Origin of the sequence: Bradyrhizobium sp. Leaf396 (assembly GCF_001424605.1) — a bacterium.
Taxonomy (GTDB): domain Bacteria; phylum Pseudomonadota; class Alphaproteobacteria; order Rhizobiales; family Xanthobacteraceae; genus Bradyrhizobium; species Bradyrhizobium japonicum_C.
Map to the genome: position 1 here is coordinate 35,150 of NZ_LMQJ01000006.1, position 16,066 is coordinate 51,215.

Genomic DNA, 16,066 nt, shown 5'->3' on the forward strand with positions numbered 1-16,066 from the left:
TTATGGACAAGGCAAATCCCAGAAGGCCAGCACGCAACAGTGCATCGGAACCGCGCTCGGGCGCACAGGCAATCCGGCGCGCCCTCGCGGTGCTGCGCATTCTTGCCGCAGGCCGTGAGGCCGGTGTGCCATTGGCCGAGGTGGTGCAGGCCACCGGCCTCACCCGCCCCACCGTGCATCGCATCGTGCACGTGCTGATCGAGGAGGGCATCGTCGAGCGAAACGAGCGGAGCGGCCACTACGCGATCGGCAACCAGGTGCCTGAACTGGCGCTGGCACGGCCGCGGCCGTCGCGATTGCTGATCGCCGCAAACCCCTCGCTGCAACGCGCGTCCAGCGAGATCGGCGACACGCTGTTCCTGACCGTGCGGACCGGCAACGATACGCTGTGCGTGGATCGCCGGATCGGAATCTATCCGATACAGGTGCTGTCCATCGAGGTCGGTGCCCGCAGGCCGCTCGGCGTCTCCAGCGCCGGCGTCGCCATTCTCGCCGCGATGCCGGCGCAGGACGCGCGAAGGATCGTCGCGGCCAACGAGAAGAGGTTCGAAGCGTACAAAACCGACATCGCGACGGTCCTCGGCGAGGTGACCGCCGCACGACGGCTGGGATACGGCAGGCGAGAGATCGGGCTGGTGCAGGGCACGAAGTCGATTTCAACCTGGATCAAGACCCCCGACGGCCGCCCCGCCGCGGCCATGACCGTTTCCGCAGTGCGAACACGGCTCGGGCCAAGACGCGAACAGGAGGTCGCGGAGGTTCTATTGCGGGAGGCGCGGATCATCGAACAGGCAATCGGAGGTTAAGGCGCAGACGGTGTTCGCTTCATCTCGCCCGGTTTGCCGGGAGAGGGAGCGCACCCTCTCCATCAATGGGCTGACGCGGCGCTCCGTTTTGTGGCACAACGCCCCATCGCCGACCGACCAACGAGGCCACGCATGCCCGCGCCAAAGCCGCCTGCCTTCGAGACCCTGAGCCTGCATGCCGGGCAGCATCCGGATCCCGTCACCGGCGCCCGCGCAGTGCCGATCTACCAGACCACGTCCTACGTGTTCCAGGATTCCGATCACGCGGCCGCGCTGTTCAACCTGGAGCGCGCCGGGCACATCTACACACGCATCTCCAATCCGACTACGGGCGTCCTCGAGGAGCGAATCGCGGCGCTTGAGGGCGGCGTCGGCGCGATCTGCACCGCGAGCGGCATGGCCGCGCTGCATCTGGCCATCGCGACGCTGCTCAATGCCGGCGACCACATCGTGGCGTCGAGTTCGCTCTATGGCGGCACCATCAACCTGCTCGCGCATACGCTGCCGCGTTTCGGCATCACCACGACGTTCGTCAAACCGCGCGACCTCGATGCATTCCGCGCGGCGATCAAGCCGAACACCAAGCTCGTGATCGGCGAGACGATCGGCAATCCCGGCCTGGAAGTGCTCGATATCCCGAAGGTCGCGGCGATCGCGCATGAGGCCAAGATCCCGCTGCTGATCGACAACACTTTTGCCACACCCTATCTCAGCCGGCCGATCGAGCTAGGGGCCGACATCGTCATGCATTCGGCGACCAAGTGGATCGGCGGCCACGGCATCGCGATCGGCGGCGCGATCGTCGATGGCGGCCGCTTCGACTGGCGCGCATCAGGCAAGTTCGGCGTGCTGACGGAGCCCTATGGCGGCTACCACGGTATAGTCTTCGACGAGCAGTTCGGCACCGCAGCCTTCATCATGCGCGCGCGCACCGAGGGTCTGCGCGATTTCGGCGCCTGCCTCTCGCCGACGAACGCGTTCCAGCTGTTGCAGGGCATCGAAACGCTTCCCGTACGCATGGACCGCCACATGCAGAACACGCATCTCGTACTGGAAGCGCTGAAATCCAATAAGGCGGTCGACTGGGTGCTGCATCCCTCGCTGGAGACGCACACGGACTACCAACTCGCGAAACAACTCCTGCCGCGCGGCGCCGGCTCAATCATCTCCTTCGGCATTAAGGGCGGCCGGCCGGCGGGCCGCAAGTTCATCGAGAGCTTGCGCATGGTCAGCCATCTCGCCAATGTCGGCGACGCCAAGACGCTGGTGATCCACCCCGCATCGACCACGCATCAGCAAATGGACGCCGAGCAGCTCAAGGCCGCCGGCATCGGCGAGGAGCTGGTGCGGCTGTCGGTCGGCATCGAGACGGCAAGCGACATCATTGACGATCTCGCGCAGGCACTGCGCATCTCGCAAAAGGTCTGACGTCATGAAGCTCTCCGTCAACGGCACTGAAGTGTTCGCGGCAACCGGCGGCCGCGACTTCGACAAGTCGCTGCCTGCGGTCGTTTTCATCCACGGCGCCGGCTTCGATCGTTCGACGTGGGCGCTGCATACGCGCTGGTTCGCCCATCACGGCTTTGGCGTGCTGGCGCCCGACCTGCCGGGCCACGGCCGCTCGGCGGGGCCATCGCTCGGCAGCATCGCCGAGATGGCCGACTGGACCGCGGCGCTGCTCGATGCGGCGGGCGCTTCGAAGGCGCATTTGATAGGCCATTCCATGGGCTCGCTGATCTCGCTGGAGACGGCGGCGCGCCACCCGGAAAAGGTTTCCGCCCTGAGCCTGATCGGCACCGCCGCGACCATGACAGTCGGCCCGGATCTGCTCAAGGAAGCCGAAGCCAACTCACAGGATGCAAACGACATGGTCTCGATCTGGGGCCTCGGCTTCAGGGCCGAACTCGGCGGCAGCCTTGCGCCGGGCCTGTGGATGCATGGCAGCGCGCAGGCGGTGCTGAAGGCTTGCGAGCCGGGCGTGCTGTTCAGGGATCTGTCCGCGTGCAATTCCTATACGAACGCACTTCAAGCCGCCGCGAGCGTGAAGGTGCCGACGACGCTGATCCTCGGCGAGCGGGACATGATGACGCCCGCCAAGGCCGGCAAGGCGCTCGCGGCTGCGATCCCGCATGCGAAAACAGTCATCGTGCCGGGCGCCGGTCACATGATCATGGCCGAGCGTCCGGATGAGTTGCTGGCGGCGCTGAGGAGCTAGACGGATCGATCTTCTGTCTTGCGCGTTGCGGTCAGATATTCCTCGAACTAGGAAGGGGAGTTCGACCCATGCCAAGACAGGAAGTTGTTCGCAAAGCCAGGCGGGACAAACGAGTTGGCAAATCGGCGAGCACGCAGGCCGGCGAATTCGTCAAGGACCAGATCGACAGGATCCGGAAGGGCAAGCATGGTGCGCGGTCGACCAAGCAAGCCATTGCCATCGGCCTCTCCGAGGCGCGCCGCGCCGGCGTCGACCTACCGCCACCGCGAAAAGGGCGGACCAAGAAGTCAACGCGCCGCAGTGCCAAATACGCGTACGAGGTCGGCCAGGGCAAACGTACGCCGAAGCGCCGGCCGAAAGTATCGCGCGCTGTCGCGAACGTTCTGAAGAAAGAGCCACGTTCGACTGCATCGCGCAGCGCGCTGTCGAAGCAAGGCAAGCGTGCGGCGAGCCGGCGAACCGCCGCATCGCGTTCGGCCGCAGCCCGAAAGGCGAGCCGCACCAAGGGAGCCAGGTCCCGCTCCGCGGCCGCGAAGAAGGCGGCGCGCACCAGAGCGAGGCGCAGAGGCTGATCTCGTGTAGCGAGCTTGTGAATTGAATGCGCGCGGCGGCCGCCTGACGATCCCCGCCTCGTCTGATCAAGCGGAGCATTCATGTCAGGGACACTCAAGGGGCGCACGGCGCTGGTTACCGGCGGTTCACGCGGGATCGGCGCCGCCGTCTGTCGCGCGTTTGCGGAAGCCGGCGCGGCCGTGGCGATCAATTGCCGCGAGCGGATAGAGGAGGCCGGGCAGTTGGCCCGCGAGATCGGCAAGCAGCGCGGCCGAGCCATTGTCGTCACTGCCGACGTGTCGCAGCGCGAGCAAGTGGCTGCCATGGTGGAGGACGTCACAGCCGAACTCGGGCCCATTGACATCCTCATCAACAACGCCGGTATCGCCATCCCGCGCGGCATCGACGATCTCACGGAGGAGGATTTCGACCGAACGATCCTGGTCAACCTGAAATCCGCTTTCCTCTGCACGCAGGCGGTGCTGCCATCGATGCGGGCCCGAAAATGGGGCCGGATCGTCAACATCTCCTCGGGCGCGGCGCGCGGCGCCGGCTCGATCGGGCCCCACTACAACGCATCCAAGGCCGGCATGGAGGGCCTCACGCGAGGCTATGCGGCCCGCCTCGTGAAGGAGAGCATCACCGTCAATGCGGTCGCGCCGTCACTGATCGAGACCGACATGATGCGCGATCAACCACAGCTCGTCAGCCGCATCCCGCTCGGCCGCTTCGGGACGCCCGAGGAGGTAGCGAAAGCCGTAATGCTGCTGGTCGACAACGCCTACATGACCGGGCAGACGGTCGCGCTGAGCGGCGGGATGGCGTTCAATTAGGGCGCGCGCTCCTCACCGCTCCCCGCCTCCGGGGAGAGGGAAAGGCGCGAGCGGGCTCACCACATCGTCGCCGCTGCGCGTTCCGGCCAGATGCGGTCGTACTCCGCCCCGCCGACCTTGTTCTCGCTCATCTCGGCGAGGATCTGTCCGGGCGTCGGCAACATCTTCGGATCGACCCGCTTGTCGGGATTCCAGAGGTCGGAACGGACGATGGCTCGGGCGCACTGGAAGTAGATTTCTTCCACGTTCATCACCATGACGCTGCGCGGCGCCTTGCCCTCCACCTTGAACGAGGCCAGGAGTTCCGGGTCGATCGAAAGATAAGCGCGGCCGTTGGCACGGACCGCATTGCCGGAGCCCGGAATCAGGAACATCAGCGACACGCGCGGGTCGCGCACGATATTGCGCAGGGAATCGACCCGGTTGTTGCCGCGACGGTCCGGCAGCATCAGCGTCCTGGGATCATGGATGCGGACGAAGCCGGGAAGATCGCCGCGCGGCGAGCAGTCGATACCTTCGGGTCCAATCGTCGCGAGCGCGGCGAACGGCGCCTTCTCGATAAAGATGCGATAGAGCGGAGTGACATGGTCGGCGACTTTCACGGTCGAGGCATCATTGGTGGGGCCGTAGATCTCTTCCAGCTGTTCGACCGTCTCGATCACCGTCATTCCGCTCTCTCCTTGTCGTACCGGCGGCTACTCTTGCCAGCATTCATTCCTGATCGCGCGCACCAGCTGGCGGCTGTGATAGTCCGCGCTCCCCGAATTGAGGATGGTGACATCGGCCTGCGCCGGCACGTCGCCGACACTGCGCGACAGCCTCTCGACGATGTTGCCGTCGCTTTGCCGGGCACGGGCGGCAAGCCGCTGCACCAGCACGTCCGGCGGCGCCGTAATCGCGACCACGACGACATTGACATAGGCCCGGCGCAAGGCGGCGATCACGGTGCGCGAGACGTTGACGACAACAGTGCGCCCCGCGCGGATATCGTCGTTGATATCGAGCGGCAGCGCGTAGGAATGCCCATGGGCGTCCCAGTACACTGCGAAATCGCCCTGTTCGCGCGCGCGACGAAACTCGTCGGGGCTCACGGCGATATTGTCCTCCGCATCGGAGGACTCTCGTGTCACGACGCGGCGCGGGAAGACGATATCGGGGTCATCGATGCAGGCTGCTTGTGCCAGCCGCAGCAACGTATCCTTGCCGGCGCCGCTGGGGCCGACCACCAGCACGAGCCGGCCGGGGCCGATCGCGCCCGCCTCGTCCCGTGCGGTTGCGACCATCTCGCTCATGCAACGCGACTTCCTTCGCGCCAGACGCTGCGCACCACGGGAATGTGACCCGCGACATGCACGCGGATCAGGTCCGCGCGCTTGCCGATCGCGACTTCGCCGCGGTCGGTGAGGCCGACCGCCTCGGCAGGCGCCTTCGTCACGGTGCGCACCGCCGCGGGAAGGCTGATCGCCGGTACATGCTCCGGCAATTGCAGCGCGGCCATCAGGAGGCTCGACGGGATGTAGTCTGAGGAGAGAATGTCGAGCAGACCCTCGCGCGCGAGATCGACCGCGGCGATGTTGCCGGAGTGCGAGCCGCCGCGCACGACATTGGGGGCACCCATGAGGATGTCGATGCCGGCCTGATGCAGGCCGCGCGCGGCTTCGAGCGTCGTCGGAAACTCCGCAACCGAGACACGATCGCGCACGGCGTCGGCGACGTTCTCCTCGGTAGTGTCGTCGTGGCTTGCCAGCGGAATGTTGTACTTGTGCGCCAGCGCCACGATCTGGCGCATGTTGGCCGCCGCATATTGCTTCTGGTACTCGAAGCGCTTTGCGAACAGCTCGTCGAGCTCGGCGTCGGTCTTGCCGCCCCCCTTCCCGCGATAATAGTCACGCAGCTTGACCTCGTCCCGGAACTGACGCTGTCCCGGCGTGTGATCCATCAGCGACATCAGCTTGACGTCGGGGCGGTCGATCAGCTCCTTGGCTTCCTCGACCACGCTCGGCATCGGGATCTCGCAGCGCAGATGCAGGAAATGGTCCGCGCGCAGCAGGCTGGCCTCGCGCGCCGTGGTGATCGCGGCAGCGAGCACGCCGGCGCGGCCATCGACCTCCTCGGCGCCGTCCTCGCGCCAGACCCGTAGCGAATCGAAAACCGTTGTGATGCCCGACGTCGCGAGCTGGCCGTCATACGAGACCACGGCCGCAACCGGGTTCCAGAACACTTTCGGCCGCGGTACGTAATGCGCTTCGAGATGGTCGGTGTGGAGCTCGACCAGGCCCGGCATGATCAGATCGCCGCCGGCATCCTCCGCACCGACGGGAGCCCTGCCCTCACCGATTTCGGCGATGCGTCCGTCGGCAAGAGCAAGCCACCCCTGCTCGATCACCCCGTCGCCCAGCACGATCCTGGCATTGCCGATCACGGCTTCTTTCGGCTTGGCATTCATTTCCATTTCCTCAGGCCGCGGCGGCAAAGCTGGTGACGTCGACGATGCGGTCGGCGATCAGATGACGGATTTCGTCGTCATGGACAATGGCGACCATGGCGACACCTTGGCGTTTTTTCGCGGCGACCAACTCGACCACCACGGCGCGATTGGCTGCATCGAGCGAGGCGGTCGGCTCGTCCAGCAGCAGGATCGGCAGATCCGAGATGAAACCGCGCGCGATGTTCACGCGCTGCTGCTCGCCGCCGGAGAAGGTGGCGGGCGGCAGCTGCCAGAGCCGCTCGGGGATGTTGAGACGCTGCAGAAGCGCGCCGGCACGCTGCTGCGCTTCGGCGCGTGTCATGCCGCCGGCGATCAGCGGCTCGGCGACGACGTCGATGGTGGCAACGCGCGGCACCGCCCGCAGGAACTGGCTGACATAGCCGATCGTGGCACGCCGCACATTGAGGATCTGCCGCGGCTCGGCAGTGGCAAGGTCGATGACCACGCCGCGATGGCGGATGCCGATGCGGCCGCTATCGCAGCGGTAATTGCCGAAGATCATCTTCAGGATGGACGATTTGCCGGCGCCTGACGGCCCGGAGAGGACGACGCATTCGCCAGGATTGACGTGGAAGGTCACGCCGCGCACGACGGGCAGCTCGATGCCGCCCTGCAAGTGCATCGTAAAGGTCTTCTGGGCATTGGCAACGTCGATCATCGCGGTCATCGAAGCACTCATGGTGGCAGAATGGAGGAGACAAGGAGCTGCGTATAGGGCTCTCGGGGATCGTCGAGCACCTGGTCCGTGAGGCCGGTCTCGATGACGCGCCCGCCTTTCATCACCATCACCCGGTGCGACAAAAGGCGAGCCACGGCAAGATCATGCGTGACGATGATGACGGCCAGATGCAGCTCGGCGACCAGGCTGCGCACAAGATCGAGCAGCCGCGCCTGCACGGAGACGTCGAGGCCGCCGGTCGGCTCGTCCATGAATACCAGCCGCGGCTCGGTGACGAGGTTGCGGGCGATCTGAAGACGCTGGCGCATGCCGCCGGAATAGGTGCGCGGAGCATCGTCGATGCGCGCGACGTCGATCTCGACCCGGCTAAGCCAATCGGACGCCGTGTCGCGGATGCGGCCGTAGTGATTCCAGCCCACCGCCATCAGACGCTCGCCGACATTGGCACCGGCCGAGACCGCCATGCGCAGGCCCTGCGCGGGATCCTGGTGTACGAACCCCCAATCGGTTCGAAACAGGAAACGTCGCTCGGCTTCACCGAGCGTCGTGAGATCACGGGTGACGCCGTCGCGCATGCGGTAGGACACATGGCCGGCGCTCGGCGCCAGCTGGCCCGACAGCATCTGCAACAGCGTCGACTTACCCGACCCTGACTCGCCGACAATCGCCAGCACCTCGCCGGGATAGAGCGCGAAGGAAACGTCGCGGCAGGCGGCGATGCGGCCGAAGGACTTGCCGAGGGATTTCGCCGTCAGCAGCGGCTGGTCGCTTTCAAGCGCGGCTTGATCAACCATGCGCCTTCTCCTTGTACGGCGCGGCGCTGAGGCTGCCGTGATGGCCGGTGGCCTGACGGCCTTCGCAATAGTCTGTGTCCGAGCAGACGAACATCCGTCCTCCCTTGTCGTCGGTGACGATCTCGTCGAGGTAGGAGTTCTCTGCGCCACACAACGCACAGGGCGCGTTGAAACGGTACGGCTCGAACGGATGATCCTCGAAATCGAGCGAGACCACCTGGGTGTAAGGCGGGATCGCGTAAATCCGCTTCTCGCGGCCGGCGCCGAACAATTGCAGCGCCGGGCAATTGTCCATCTTGGGATTGTCGAATTTAGGGGTCGGCGACGGATCCATCACATAACGGGCGTTGACCTTCACGGGATAGGCGTAGGCCGTCGCGATGTGACCGAAGCGGGCGATGTCCTCGTAGAGCTTCACGTGCATCAGGCCGTATTCGGCGAGCGCGTGCATGCGCCGCGTCTCGGTCTCGCGCGGTTCGAGGAAACGCAGCGGCTCGGGGATCGGCACCTGATAGACCAGCACCTGGTTCTCGTGCAGCGCCGTTTCCGGAATGCGGTGACGGGTCTGGATCACGGTAGCTTCATTCGTCGCCGTCGTCGTGGCGACACCGGCGGTCTTGGCGAAGAACTTGCGGATCGAGATCGCGTTGGTGGTGTCGTCGGAGCCCTGATCGATCACCTTCAGCACGTCCTCGGGCCCGAGGATCGCAGCCGTCACCTGTACGCCGCCGGTGCCCCAGCCATAGGGCATCGGCATCTCGCGGCTGGCGAACGGCACCTGGTAGCCGGGGATCGCGATCGCCTTCAGGATGGCGCGACGGATCATCCGCTTGGTCTGCTCGTCGAGATAGGCGAAATTGTAGGCGGGCGCGTTCATTCCGCGGCCTCCTTCATGGCATCGGGCGTGCTGGCATCGGCAAACTCTTGACGCAGCTTGCGCAACAGGCCGAGCTCGGACTGGAAGTCGACATAATGCGGCAGCTTCAGATGCTCGACGAAGCCGGTCGCCTGGACGTTGTCCGAATGCGACATCACGAACTCCTCGTCCTGGGCCGGTGCACGCACCTCTTCGCCGAGCTCACGGGCACGCAATGCCCGGTCGACCAGCGCCATCGACATGGTCTTGCGCTCACTCTGACCGAAGGCGAGGCCATAGCCGCGGGTGAAGCACGGCGCTTCGGTCGCGGAGCCCTTGAACTGGTTGACCATCTGGCACTCGGTCAGCTCGATCGAGCCCAGCGGCACCGCAAAGCCGGCGTCCTCGGCGAACAGTTCGACCTCGACCTCACCGAAGCGAATCTCGCCGACGAAGGGGTGATTGCGGCCATAGCCGCGCTGGGTGGAATAGCCCATCGCAAGGAGGAAACCCTCGTCGCCGCGCGCGAGGTTCTGCAGCCGCAAATCACGATCCGCCGGAAAGTTCAGCGGCTCGCGGGTAAGATCGCCGACGCTTGCGCCGTCGTCGGCCGGCGGCGAACATTCGATCAGCCCATCGCGCCCGAGAATGTCCGTCACGCGCGGCGTTGGCGCGGTGTGCGCGTCGGCCGTCGCCGGCGCTTCCGGCGCAAGGCCTTCGGCAAGCAAGGGATCGAGCAGGCGATGCGTGTAGTCGAAGGTCGGCCCGAGAATCTGCCCGCCGGGAATGTCCTTGAACGTGGCCGATACCCGCCGCCGTACTCGCATGGTGCCGGTGTCCACCGGCTCGCTGCTGCCGAAGCGCGGCATCGTGGCGCGGAAAGCGCGAACCAGGAAGATCGCTTCGATCAGGTCGCCACGCGCCTGCTTGATCGCGAGCGCCGCAAGCTCGCGGTCGTAGAGCGAGCCTTCGCTCATGACGCGGTCGACGGCGAGACCGAGCTGCTCGGAGATCTGGGCGAGCGTGACCTCCGGAACGCCCTGGTCGCCGCGCCGCTTATGGGCGAGCAGGCGGTGGGCGTTCTCGATGGCGCGTTCGCCGCCCTTGACTGCGACATACATTTTTCAGCTTTCCTTGCTCACGACGCGCGTAGTGCGGGGGATCGCAACCACGGCATCATCCGCGACCAGCACCACATCGATGCCGCGCGGAAACAGCGCCTCGTTGACATGCAGGCGCTCGAATAGATCGTAAGGCGTGATCGACGCCTTGAGCGTCGCGACACCGTCGATGCCGGGGCCGCGCAGCTCGAAGCCGCGCCCGGCATCGAGCGAATCGACCTGGAGAATCACCGTGGTCGATCGATCCGGATATTCGCTGGTGCCGAGCGCAAAACGCTCCAGCGAGGGCAAAGCTGCGCCATCGCCGATCAGCGCGAAGCCTGCAATGGACGTGTCCTGCACCACCGGGGCGCCGGTGTGAAACTTGAGCCACTTCACCACGTCCGAGCTCTCCGCCATCCGCGCGTCGAGCCAGAGCGGCGTGTCGTGATCGAACAGCGTCAGCGCGATCGCAGCGGTGCCCCGCATCATCGGCCCTGGCGTCCCCGCTCCCGGCACAATGCGCCGGACCGAACCCGGCCGCGCCATCGCATCCATGACCGAGCGGAAGGTCGACTGTGCCGACAACACCTTGTCTACGAAACCGGGCGGCAGTTCTGCAATCGTGGTCATGATCTCACCCCTCACCGCGCACCATGGTGTAGAAATCAACCTTCGTCGCAGCGGTCTCTTCCGCGGCCCGCTGACGCTTGATCATGAGCTGGTCGCGCAACGGGGCAATCACGTCGCGCTCCAGCGCGCTGCCGAATTCACGGGATTGCACCAGCGCATCGCATAGCGCGATCAGCCGCGCCTTCTCACCGTCGCGTCCCAGCGTATAGCCGAAGCCGATCTCGCCGGTCGCAAGCCGCACCGCGGCGCGCGACACCGTGGCTTCGCCGAGATTGAACGGTGCTCCGTCGCCCCCGACCCTGCCGCGCAGCATGACGAGGCCGTTTTCGGGCGCGCGCAGATCCTGATGGGCCGGGAGTGCCAGGTTGCGGAGGCGAGCGGCGATCTCGCCCGCCTCCGCGTGCGCCAGCACCGCCATCGCGGCCCTGCGCTGGGCTTGCTGATTGTTGTGCTGCGTCACCTGCTCCACCGAACTTGCCGCGCCGAAGTTGTCTATGATAATAGACAACTTCATACGGACGCGCCATGACCGTTTCGTGACAATGATGTGATTTCTGGAGTAGGCTTCCGCGACATGAGCATGCAGGACACAGCCTCTTCGGGCGTCGCGCTCTGGCGTCTCGTCGCCGACGGCATCGAGCGCGGCATCGCGGACGGCCGCTTTGCGGCGGGCGACAAGCTTCCCGGTGAGGTGGAGATCGCCGAGGCCTATCGCGTCAACCGTCACACCGTGCGGCGCGCGCTGGCTGCGCTCGCCGAGCGCGGTCTCGTGCGCGCCGAGCGCGGCAGCGGAACCTATGTCGAGGCGCAGAAGCTCGCCTATCCCTTGCGCTCGCGCACGCGATTTTCCGAGATCGTCGGCGCCGGAGGACGGGAGCCGCATGGGCGTCTGATCGAGGCAAGCGATGATATCGCGACGCGCGAGCTCGCGCGGGAGCTGGGGTTGAAGACCGGCGCACCGCTGGTGCGAATCGAGGCGATCCGCCTCGCTGATCGCACGCCGATCTGCGTCTCGACCACCTGGCTCTCGGCGGAACTGTTTCCGGACGCGGGCGCCGTGTTCGCAGCCACGCACTCCATGACCAAGCTGCTCGCGCATTACGGCGTGCGCGACTACCGCCGCGGCGCGACCCGAATCACCGCCGGCATTGTCGACGCGACCGATGCCGTACGGCTCGATCTGGCGCTGGGTCGGCCGATTCTCGTGGTCGACGCCACCGACCACGATCTCGCGGGCAAGGCGCTGCTGACCAAGCATTCGCGCTTCGCGGCGGAGCGGGTGGAGTTCTTGGTGGAGTCGTAGGCGGCCGCAGCCAGTTCCACGTTCCGGTCATACCCGGGCTTGAGCCGGGCATTCTCCGTTCCGATCCCACAAAAAGAGCGTGGATGGCCGGGTCAAGCCCGGCCATGACGGAAAGGATCTTCTACACCACCGGCCTTCGCCCGATGATCGCAAAGCGCAGCTTGCCCGAGATGAAATCGATCGCGGCGACTGCGATCAGGATCATCAGGATCAGGAACGAGACTTTCTGCCATTCCAGCACGCGGATCTGCTCGGCTAGTTGCAGGCCGATACCGCCGGCGCCGACGATGCCGATGATGGTGGCCGATCGGGTGTTCGATTCGATATAGTAGAGCACCTGGCCGGCGATGACGGGCAGCACCTGCGGCATCAGACCGAAACGGATCTCGTGCAGGGCACTGCCGCCGGAGGCACGGATGCCCTCGACCTCCTTCTGGTCGGCGGCCTCGATCGCTTCCGAGAACAATTTGCCGAACGCGCCGAAATCCGACACCGCGATCGCCAGCACCCCGGCAAACGGCCCGAGACCCACGACATTGATCCAGACTAGCGCCCAGATCAGCGTGTCGACGCCGCGAATCGAATCGAGGAAGCGCCGGACCGGGAAACGGAAGAAGCCCGACGGCACGATGTTGCGCGCGGCAAGCAGGCTCACCGGGAGTGCGAACAGGGCGGCGAGCGTGGTACCGAGCAGCGCGATCGACAGCGTCTCTCCGAGCGCCTTCAGATAGAGCGGCAGCGACGAGCCGGGATCGGGCGGGATCATCATCATCGTGATCCAGCCAAGCTGATTGACGCCGGCAACGAAACGCGACGGCGAAAAGTCGAGGTCGACCAGCCCGAACACCAGGAGCGCGAGCGCGGCGGCAAGCATCGCCGGCGTCGCGAGCCGCGCCGACGCCGGCCGGTTGAAGACATTCGGGTGGCGCGCGCGAAGCTGTACCGTATCGACCTCGGGGTGGCGGCTCATGTCCGCGCCTCGCTGCCGAACAGGCGGCCGCGCAGCCAGCCGGTGCCGATGTCGATAAGGAAGACCGTGACGATGATGGTCAGAAGGATCGCGCTGACGTCCGAATAGTAGAACTTGCGGATCGCAACAATCAGCTCCTGTCCGATGCCGCCGGCCCCGACAAAGCCCATCACCGAGGCTTCTCGTACATTGATCTCGAAGCGCAGCAGCGCGTAGCTGGCATAGCCTGCGATCACCTGCGGCAGCACGGCAAAGCGCATGCAGGACAGCCAGCTTGCCCCGGTCGAGCGCACGCCTTCGACCGGCCTCATGTCCGCATTCTCGACGATCTCGGAGAACAATTTGCCGAGCGCGCCGGTCGAGTGGATGGCGATCGCCAGCACGCCCGCCATCGGTCCGAGGCCGAAGGCAATGACGAAGATCAACGCGAATACGATGCTCGGCACGGTGCGGGCGAATTCAAGCAGGCGACGCACGACGAAGAGCAGCCAGCGCGCCGGCGCGGTGTTCGCGGCCGCAAAGAAGTTCAAGCCGAAGGCGAGGATAGCCCCGATCAACGTACCGACATAGCTCACCAGAAGCGTTTCGGCGAGCAGCTTCAGCCATTTGCGCCAGCCCCAGAACCACTCGCCGAGATCGGTCCAGACGCGCTGGCCAGTGTCGAGCGTGAGAATACGATCGAAGTAGCTGACGAAATTGCCGAAATGGGTGAATAAGGTGCGCAAGTTCACTTCGGCGCCGACCGCAGCGACAAGCAGCGCGGCGATGAACAGCACAGTGCCAAGCAGCAGCCGTAACCGCTTGCGTGCGACCGCCTTGCGATAGACCGCATTCAGCACAGTCAGCTGCTGCTCGGGAAGGATCGAAACCGCAATTGTCATTCGGTGGGAGGCGAGCCGATCATGGAAAGAGCCGGGTCGATTGACCCGGCTTGGGCGATGTGTCCCTACGATCAGGACGCCTTCTTGCGCAGATGGTCGACGAACTTAATCAGCTCGATCGTTTTGTTGTACTCTTCGTTGGTGACCGGATCCCAGGGCTTGTTCTTGCCGTCGGAGAGCTTCTTGAAGGCTTCGGGGTCCTTCTGCGCGGCGTCCAGGAAAGCCTTCTTGATCGCGGTTTTCATGTCGTCCGGAAGGTCGCTGAGATAGGCAACGGGCGAATTGATGATCATGTCCGATTTCACGATGACGCGGAAGTCCTCCTTCTTCATCGGCGCGCCGTCGGCGTTCTTCACCATGCCCTTGTTGAGCATGCGGGTCAGGTTGGAATCATCCTCGGCGTTCCACCAGTTGGCGGCGACGTCCACAGTGCCTTGCGCCAGCGCCAGCACCGCGTTTTCATGGCTCCCGGTGAAGACGACCTTGGAGAAATAGGCCTCGGGATCGACGCCCATCTGGTTCAGCTTGAAGCGGGGCATGTTGTTGCCCGACGTCGAGTTCGGGTCGACCAACCCGAGGTTCTTGCCCTTGAGGTCCTCGATCTTCTGGTAGGGCGATTTCGCGAGCACGTAAAAGACCGAGTAGTAGCCCTTCGAGCCGTCAGCATTGACCTCGATCGCAAACGCATCGGTCTTGACACCGGTCAGCCGGGCGCGGGCAAAGGCTGCAGGGCCGTAATAGCCGATGTGAATGTTTCCGGCGCGCTGGCCTTCGATCACGGCGGCATAGTCGTTGGCGACGCGCAGCGTGACCTTCGTACCGAGCTCCTTCGACAGATAGTTGATGAAGGGCGTAAACCGCTCGGTCACACCGGAGGCATTCTCCGCCGGAACGACGGCCAGAGTGATCTCCGGGTATTTCTTCCGCCAGTCTTCGGCGGAGGCGGAGGTGGTGAAGGCCAGGGCCGCGGCACCGGCAAGAACCAATCGACGAGTAATCATGATACCCCTCTTCTTCAGCTGGAGTTCGTTTAACGCGAGACGTTGAGTGTGCGCTCCCGCCGCTCAGGCGGCGGCAGCGCTGCCGAGCGCCGGAACACCCTCGGGCGCGGCGGCCGGCGCGCCACCCATGACCTCGTTGGCTTCGAGATCGTAGAGCTCGCGCGCGACCTGATCGGTCAGCATCGACGGCGCGCCGTCGAACACCACGCGGCCCGCGGCCATGCCGATCAGGCGGTCGCAGTAGCTGCGGGCGAGATCGAGCGAATGCAGATTGCAGAGCACGGTGATGCCGAAATGCTTGTTGATGCGCAGAAGCGCATCCATCACGACCTTGGTGTTGCGCGGGTCGAGCGAGGCAATCGGCTCGTCGGCCAGAATAATATCGGGCTGTTGCACCAGGGCGCGCGCGATCGCCACGCGCTGCTGCTGACCGCCGGAGAGCTGGTCGGCGCGCTGGGCGGCAAGCGACGCGATATCGAACTGTTCCAGCGCGGACATCGCCAGCGCCTTGTCCTGCTCCGGCCAAATTTGGGACAGTGAGCGCCAGGCCGGCATGGTCGCTAGCCGTCCCATCAGGACGTTCGTGAGGACATCGAGCCGGCCGACCAGATTGAACTGCTGGAAGATCATCGCTGACCGCGCCCGCCATTGGCGCAACTCTTTGCCGCGCAATGCGGTGACGTCGACGCCATCGAACAGGATGCGTCCCTCGGTCGGCGTCACCAGTCGATTGATGCTCCGCAGCAAGGTCGACTTGCCGGCGCCGGATCGCCCGATCACACCGACGAAGCCGCCGGGGGACACTTGAAACGAGGTGTCGTCCACAGCGGCTTTTGTGCCGAAGCGACACGTCAGACCATCCACCACCAGCATGCCAGGCTCCAGATTTGCTGGGCCCAACCGCTAACGTCGGTGCTTAACACTTGTGTGACAGTACCGTTGCGGTGCGGCGATC

The 16,066-nt window shown here is 65.1% G+C and carries 19 protein-coding genes; 6 read left to right on the forward strand and 13 right to left on the reverse strand.

What is annotated here, in order from left to right; genetic code table 11:
• The first annotated feature begins 2 nt into the window (after positions 1 to 2).
• The 5 genes from ASG57_RS07895 (at position 3) to ASG57_RS07915 (ending at position 4,406) form a co-directional block, all read left to right on the forward strand.
• Positions 3 to 806, forward strand: coding sequence for an IclR family transcriptional regulator (locus ASG57_RS07895; RefSeq protein ID WP_024339067.1), 804 nt, complete (start codon positions 3 to 5; stop codon positions 804 to 806).
• Between the two features lie 132 nt (positions 807 to 938).
• Positions 939 to 2,234 (forward strand): O-acetylhomoserine aminocarboxypropyltransferase, encoded by a 1,296-nt coding sequence (locus ASG57_RS07900; protein WP_057195997.1) that lies wholly within the window; start codon positions 939 to 941, stop codon positions 2,232 to 2,234.
• Between the two features lie 4 nt (positions 2,235 to 2,238).
• A complete protein-coding gene (locus ASG57_RS07905) occupies positions 2,239 to 3,021 on the forward strand; it encodes an alpha/beta fold hydrolase (protein WP_057195998.1) in 783 nt (260 codons plus the stop codon).
• A gap of 68 nt (positions 3,022 to 3,089) precedes the next feature.
• Positions 3,090 to 3,593 (forward strand): DUF6496 domain-containing protein, encoded by a 504-nt coding sequence (locus ASG57_RS07910; RefSeq protein WP_057195999.1) that lies wholly within the window; start codon positions 3,090 to 3,092, stop codon positions 3,591 to 3,593.
• A gap of 81 nt (positions 3,594 to 3,674) precedes the next feature.
• On the forward strand, positions 3,675 to 4,406 hold the full coding sequence (locus ASG57_RS07915) for an SDR family NAD(P)-dependent oxidoreductase (protein ID WP_057196000.1): 732 nt from the start codon (positions 3,675 to 3,677) through the stop codon (positions 4,404 to 4,406).
• A gap of 56 nt (positions 4,407 to 4,462) precedes the next feature.
• On the opposite strand, the gene ASG57_RS07920 is transcribed toward ASG57_RS07915, so the two are convergent.
• The 9 genes from ASG57_RS07920 to phnG are packed head-to-tail and all read right to left on the reverse strand — an operon-like array spanning position 4,463 to position 11,425.
• Positions 4,463 to 5,074, reverse strand: a complete 612-nt coding sequence (locus tag ASG57_RS07920; protein WP_057196001.1) for a pyridoxamine 5'-phosphate oxidase family protein — start codon at positions 5,072 to 5,074, stop codon at positions 4,463 to 4,465.
• A 27-nt stretch (positions 5,075 to 5,101) separates the two neighbouring features.
• Complete coding sequence (gene phnN, locus ASG57_RS07925; RefSeq protein ID WP_057196002.1) at positions 5,102 to 5,698, reverse strand: phosphonate metabolism protein/1,5-bisphosphokinase (PRPP-forming) PhnN; 597 nt, start codon at positions 5,696 to 5,698, stop codon at positions 5,102 to 5,104.
• Positions 5,695 to 6,852, reverse strand: coding sequence for an alpha-D-ribose 1-methylphosphonate 5-triphosphate diphosphatase (locus ASG57_RS07930; protein WP_057196003.1), 1,158 nt, complete (start codon positions 6,850 to 6,852; stop codon positions 5,695 to 5,697). Before ASG57_RS07930 ends, phnN begins: the two co-directional genes overlap by 4 nt.
• A 10-nt stretch (positions 6,853 to 6,862) precedes the next feature.
• Positions 6,863 to 7,561 (reverse strand): phosphonate C-P lyase system protein PhnL, encoded by a 699-nt coding sequence (gene phnL / locus ASG57_RS07935; RefSeq protein ID WP_024339075.1) that lies wholly within the window; start codon positions 7,559 to 7,561, stop codon positions 6,863 to 6,865.
• A gap of 8 nt (positions 7,562 to 7,569) precedes the next feature.
• On the reverse strand, positions 7,570 to 8,367 hold the full coding sequence (phnK, locus tag ASG57_RS07940; RefSeq protein ID WP_024339076.1) for a phosphonate C-P lyase system protein PhnK: 798 nt from the start codon (positions 8,365 to 8,367) through the stop codon (positions 7,570 to 7,572).
• Positions 8,360 to 9,244: an alpha-D-ribose 1-methylphosphonate 5-phosphate C-P-lyase PhnJ gene (locus tag ASG57_RS07945; RefSeq protein WP_024339077.1), complete on the reverse strand. Its 885-nt coding sequence runs from the start codon at positions 9,242 to 9,244 to the stop codon at positions 8,360 to 8,362. The genes phnK and ASG57_RS07945 overlap by 8 nt, the downstream gene beginning before the upstream one ends.
• The gene (locus ASG57_RS07950) at positions 9,241 to 10,344 is read right to left on the reverse strand and encodes a carbon-phosphorus lyase complex subunit (protein ID WP_024339078.1); all 1,104 of its coding nucleotides are present in this window, start codon (positions 10,342 to 10,344) and stop codon (positions 9,241 to 9,243) included. Before ASG57_RS07950 ends, ASG57_RS07945 begins: the two co-directional genes overlap by 4 nt.
• Positions 10,345 to 10,347: 3 nt before the next feature.
• Entirely contained in the window at positions 10,348 to 10,956 is a 609-nt protein-coding gene (phnH, locus tag ASG57_RS07955; RefSeq protein ID WP_024339079.1) for a phosphonate C-P lyase system protein PhnH, read from the reverse strand.
• Positions 10,957 to 10,960: 4 nt separating this feature from the next.
• Positions 10,961 to 11,425, reverse strand: coding sequence for a phosphonate C-P lyase system protein PhnG (gene phnG / locus ASG57_RS07960; RefSeq protein WP_024339080.1), 465 nt, complete (start codon positions 11,423 to 11,425; stop codon positions 10,961 to 10,963).
• 105 nt (positions 11,426 to 11,530) lie between these two features.
• Between phnG and phnF the strand changes: the two genes are divergently transcribed.
• Positions 11,531 to 12,259, forward strand: a complete 729-nt coding sequence (gene phnF, locus ASG57_RS07965) for a phosphonate metabolism transcriptional regulator PhnF (RefSeq protein WP_057196004.1) — start codon at positions 11,531 to 11,533, stop codon at positions 12,257 to 12,259.
• Positions 12,260 to 12,380: 121 nt separating this feature from the next.
• On the opposite strand, the gene phnE (ASG57_RS07970) is transcribed toward phnF, so the two are convergent.
• The 4 genes from phnE (ASG57_RS07970) to phnC form a co-directional block, all read right to left on the reverse strand.
• Complete coding sequence (phnE, locus tag ASG57_RS07970; protein ID WP_024339082.1) at positions 12,381 to 13,229, reverse strand: phosphonate ABC transporter, permease protein PhnE; 849 nt, start codon at positions 13,227 to 13,229, stop codon at positions 12,381 to 12,383.
• Positions 13,226 to 14,110, reverse strand: coding sequence for a phosphonate ABC transporter, permease protein PhnE (phnE, locus tag ASG57_RS07975; protein WP_057196005.1), 885 nt, complete (start codon positions 14,108 to 14,110; stop codon positions 13,226 to 13,228). Before phnE (ASG57_RS07975) ends, phnE (ASG57_RS07970) begins: the two co-directional genes overlap by 4 nt.
• 71 nt (positions 14,111 to 14,181) lie before the next feature.
• Complete coding sequence (gene phnD / locus ASG57_RS07980; RefSeq protein ID WP_024339084.1) at positions 14,182 to 15,111, reverse strand: phosphonate ABC transporter substrate-binding protein; 930 nt, start codon at positions 15,109 to 15,111, stop codon at positions 14,182 to 14,184.
• A gap of 63 nt (positions 15,112 to 15,174) precedes the next feature.
• Complete coding sequence (gene phnC, locus ASG57_RS07985; protein ID WP_057196006.1) at positions 15,175 to 15,984, reverse strand: phosphonate ABC transporter ATP-binding protein; 810 nt, start codon at positions 15,982 to 15,984, stop codon at positions 15,175 to 15,177.
• Positions 15,985 to 16,066: the final 82 nt, after the last annotated feature.

Excerpts from the sequence above, each read along its gene's own strand:
- ASG57_RS07895 (WP_024339067.1), top strand. The coding sequence starts at position 3 with ATGGACAAGGCAAATCCCAGAAGGCCAGCACGCAACAGTGCATCGGAA.
- ASG57_RS07900 (WP_057195997.1), top strand. The coding sequence starts at position 939 with ATGCCCGCGCCAAAGCCGCCTGCCTTCGAGACCCTGAGCCTGCATGCC.
- ASG57_RS07905 (WP_057195998.1), top strand. The coding sequence starts at position 2,239 with ATGAAGCTCTCCGTCAACGGCACTGAAGTGTTCGCGGCAACCGGCGGC.
- ASG57_RS07910 (WP_057195999.1), top strand. The coding sequence starts at position 3,090 with ATGCCAAGACAGGAAGTTGTTCGCAAAGCCAGGCGGGACAAACGAGTT.
- ASG57_RS07915 (WP_057196000.1), top strand. The coding sequence starts at position 3,675 with ATGTCAGGGACACTCAAGGGGCGCACGGCGCTGGTTACCGGCGGTTCA.
- ASG57_RS07920 (WP_057196001.1), bottom strand. The coding sequence starts at position 5,074 with ATGACGGTGATCGAGACGGTCGAACAGCTGGAAGAGATCTACGGCCCC.
- phnN (WP_057196002.1), bottom strand. The coding sequence starts at position 5,698 with ATGAGCGAGATGGTCGCAACCGCACGGGACGAGGCGGGCGCGATCGGC.
- ASG57_RS07930 (WP_057196003.1), bottom strand. The coding sequence starts at position 6,852 with ATGAATGCCAAGCCGAAAGAAGCCGTGATCGGCAATGCCAGGATCGTG.
- phnL (WP_024339075.1), bottom strand. The coding sequence starts at position 7,561 with ATGACCGCGATGATCGACGTTGCCAATGCCCAGAAGACCTTTACGATG.
- phnK (WP_024339076.1), bottom strand. The coding sequence starts at position 8,367 with ATGGTTGATCAAGCCGCGCTTGAAAGCGACCAGCCGCTGCTGACGGCG.
- ASG57_RS07945 (WP_024339077.1), bottom strand. The coding sequence starts at position 9,244 with ATGAACGCGCCCGCCTACAATTTCGCCTATCTCGACGAGCAGACCAAG.
- ASG57_RS07950 (WP_024339078.1), bottom strand. The coding sequence starts at position 10,344 with ATGTATGTCGCAGTCAAGGGCGGCGAACGCGCCATCGAGAACGCCCAC.
- phnH (WP_024339079.1), bottom strand. The coding sequence starts at position 10,956 with ATGACCACGATTGCAGAACTGCCGCCCGGTTTCGTAGACAAGGTGTTG.
- phnF (WP_057196004.1), top strand. The coding sequence starts at position 11,531 with ATGAGCATGCAGGACACAGCCTCTTCGGGCGTCGCGCTCTGGCGTCTC.
- phnE (WP_024339082.1), bottom strand. The coding sequence starts at position 13,229 with ATGAGCCGCCACCCCGAGGTCGATACGGTACAGCTTCGCGCGCGCCAC.
- phnE (WP_057196005.1), bottom strand. The coding sequence starts at position 14,110 with ATGACAATTGCGGTTTCGATCCTTCCCGAGCAGCAGCTGACTGTGCTG.
- phnD (WP_024339084.1), bottom strand. The coding sequence starts at position 15,111 with ATGATTACTCGTCGATTGGTTCTTGCCGGTGCCGCGGCCCTGGCCTTC.
- phnC (WP_057196006.1), bottom strand. The coding sequence starts at position 15,984 with ATGCTGGTGGTGGATGGTCTGACGTGTCGCTTCGGCACAAAAGCCGCT.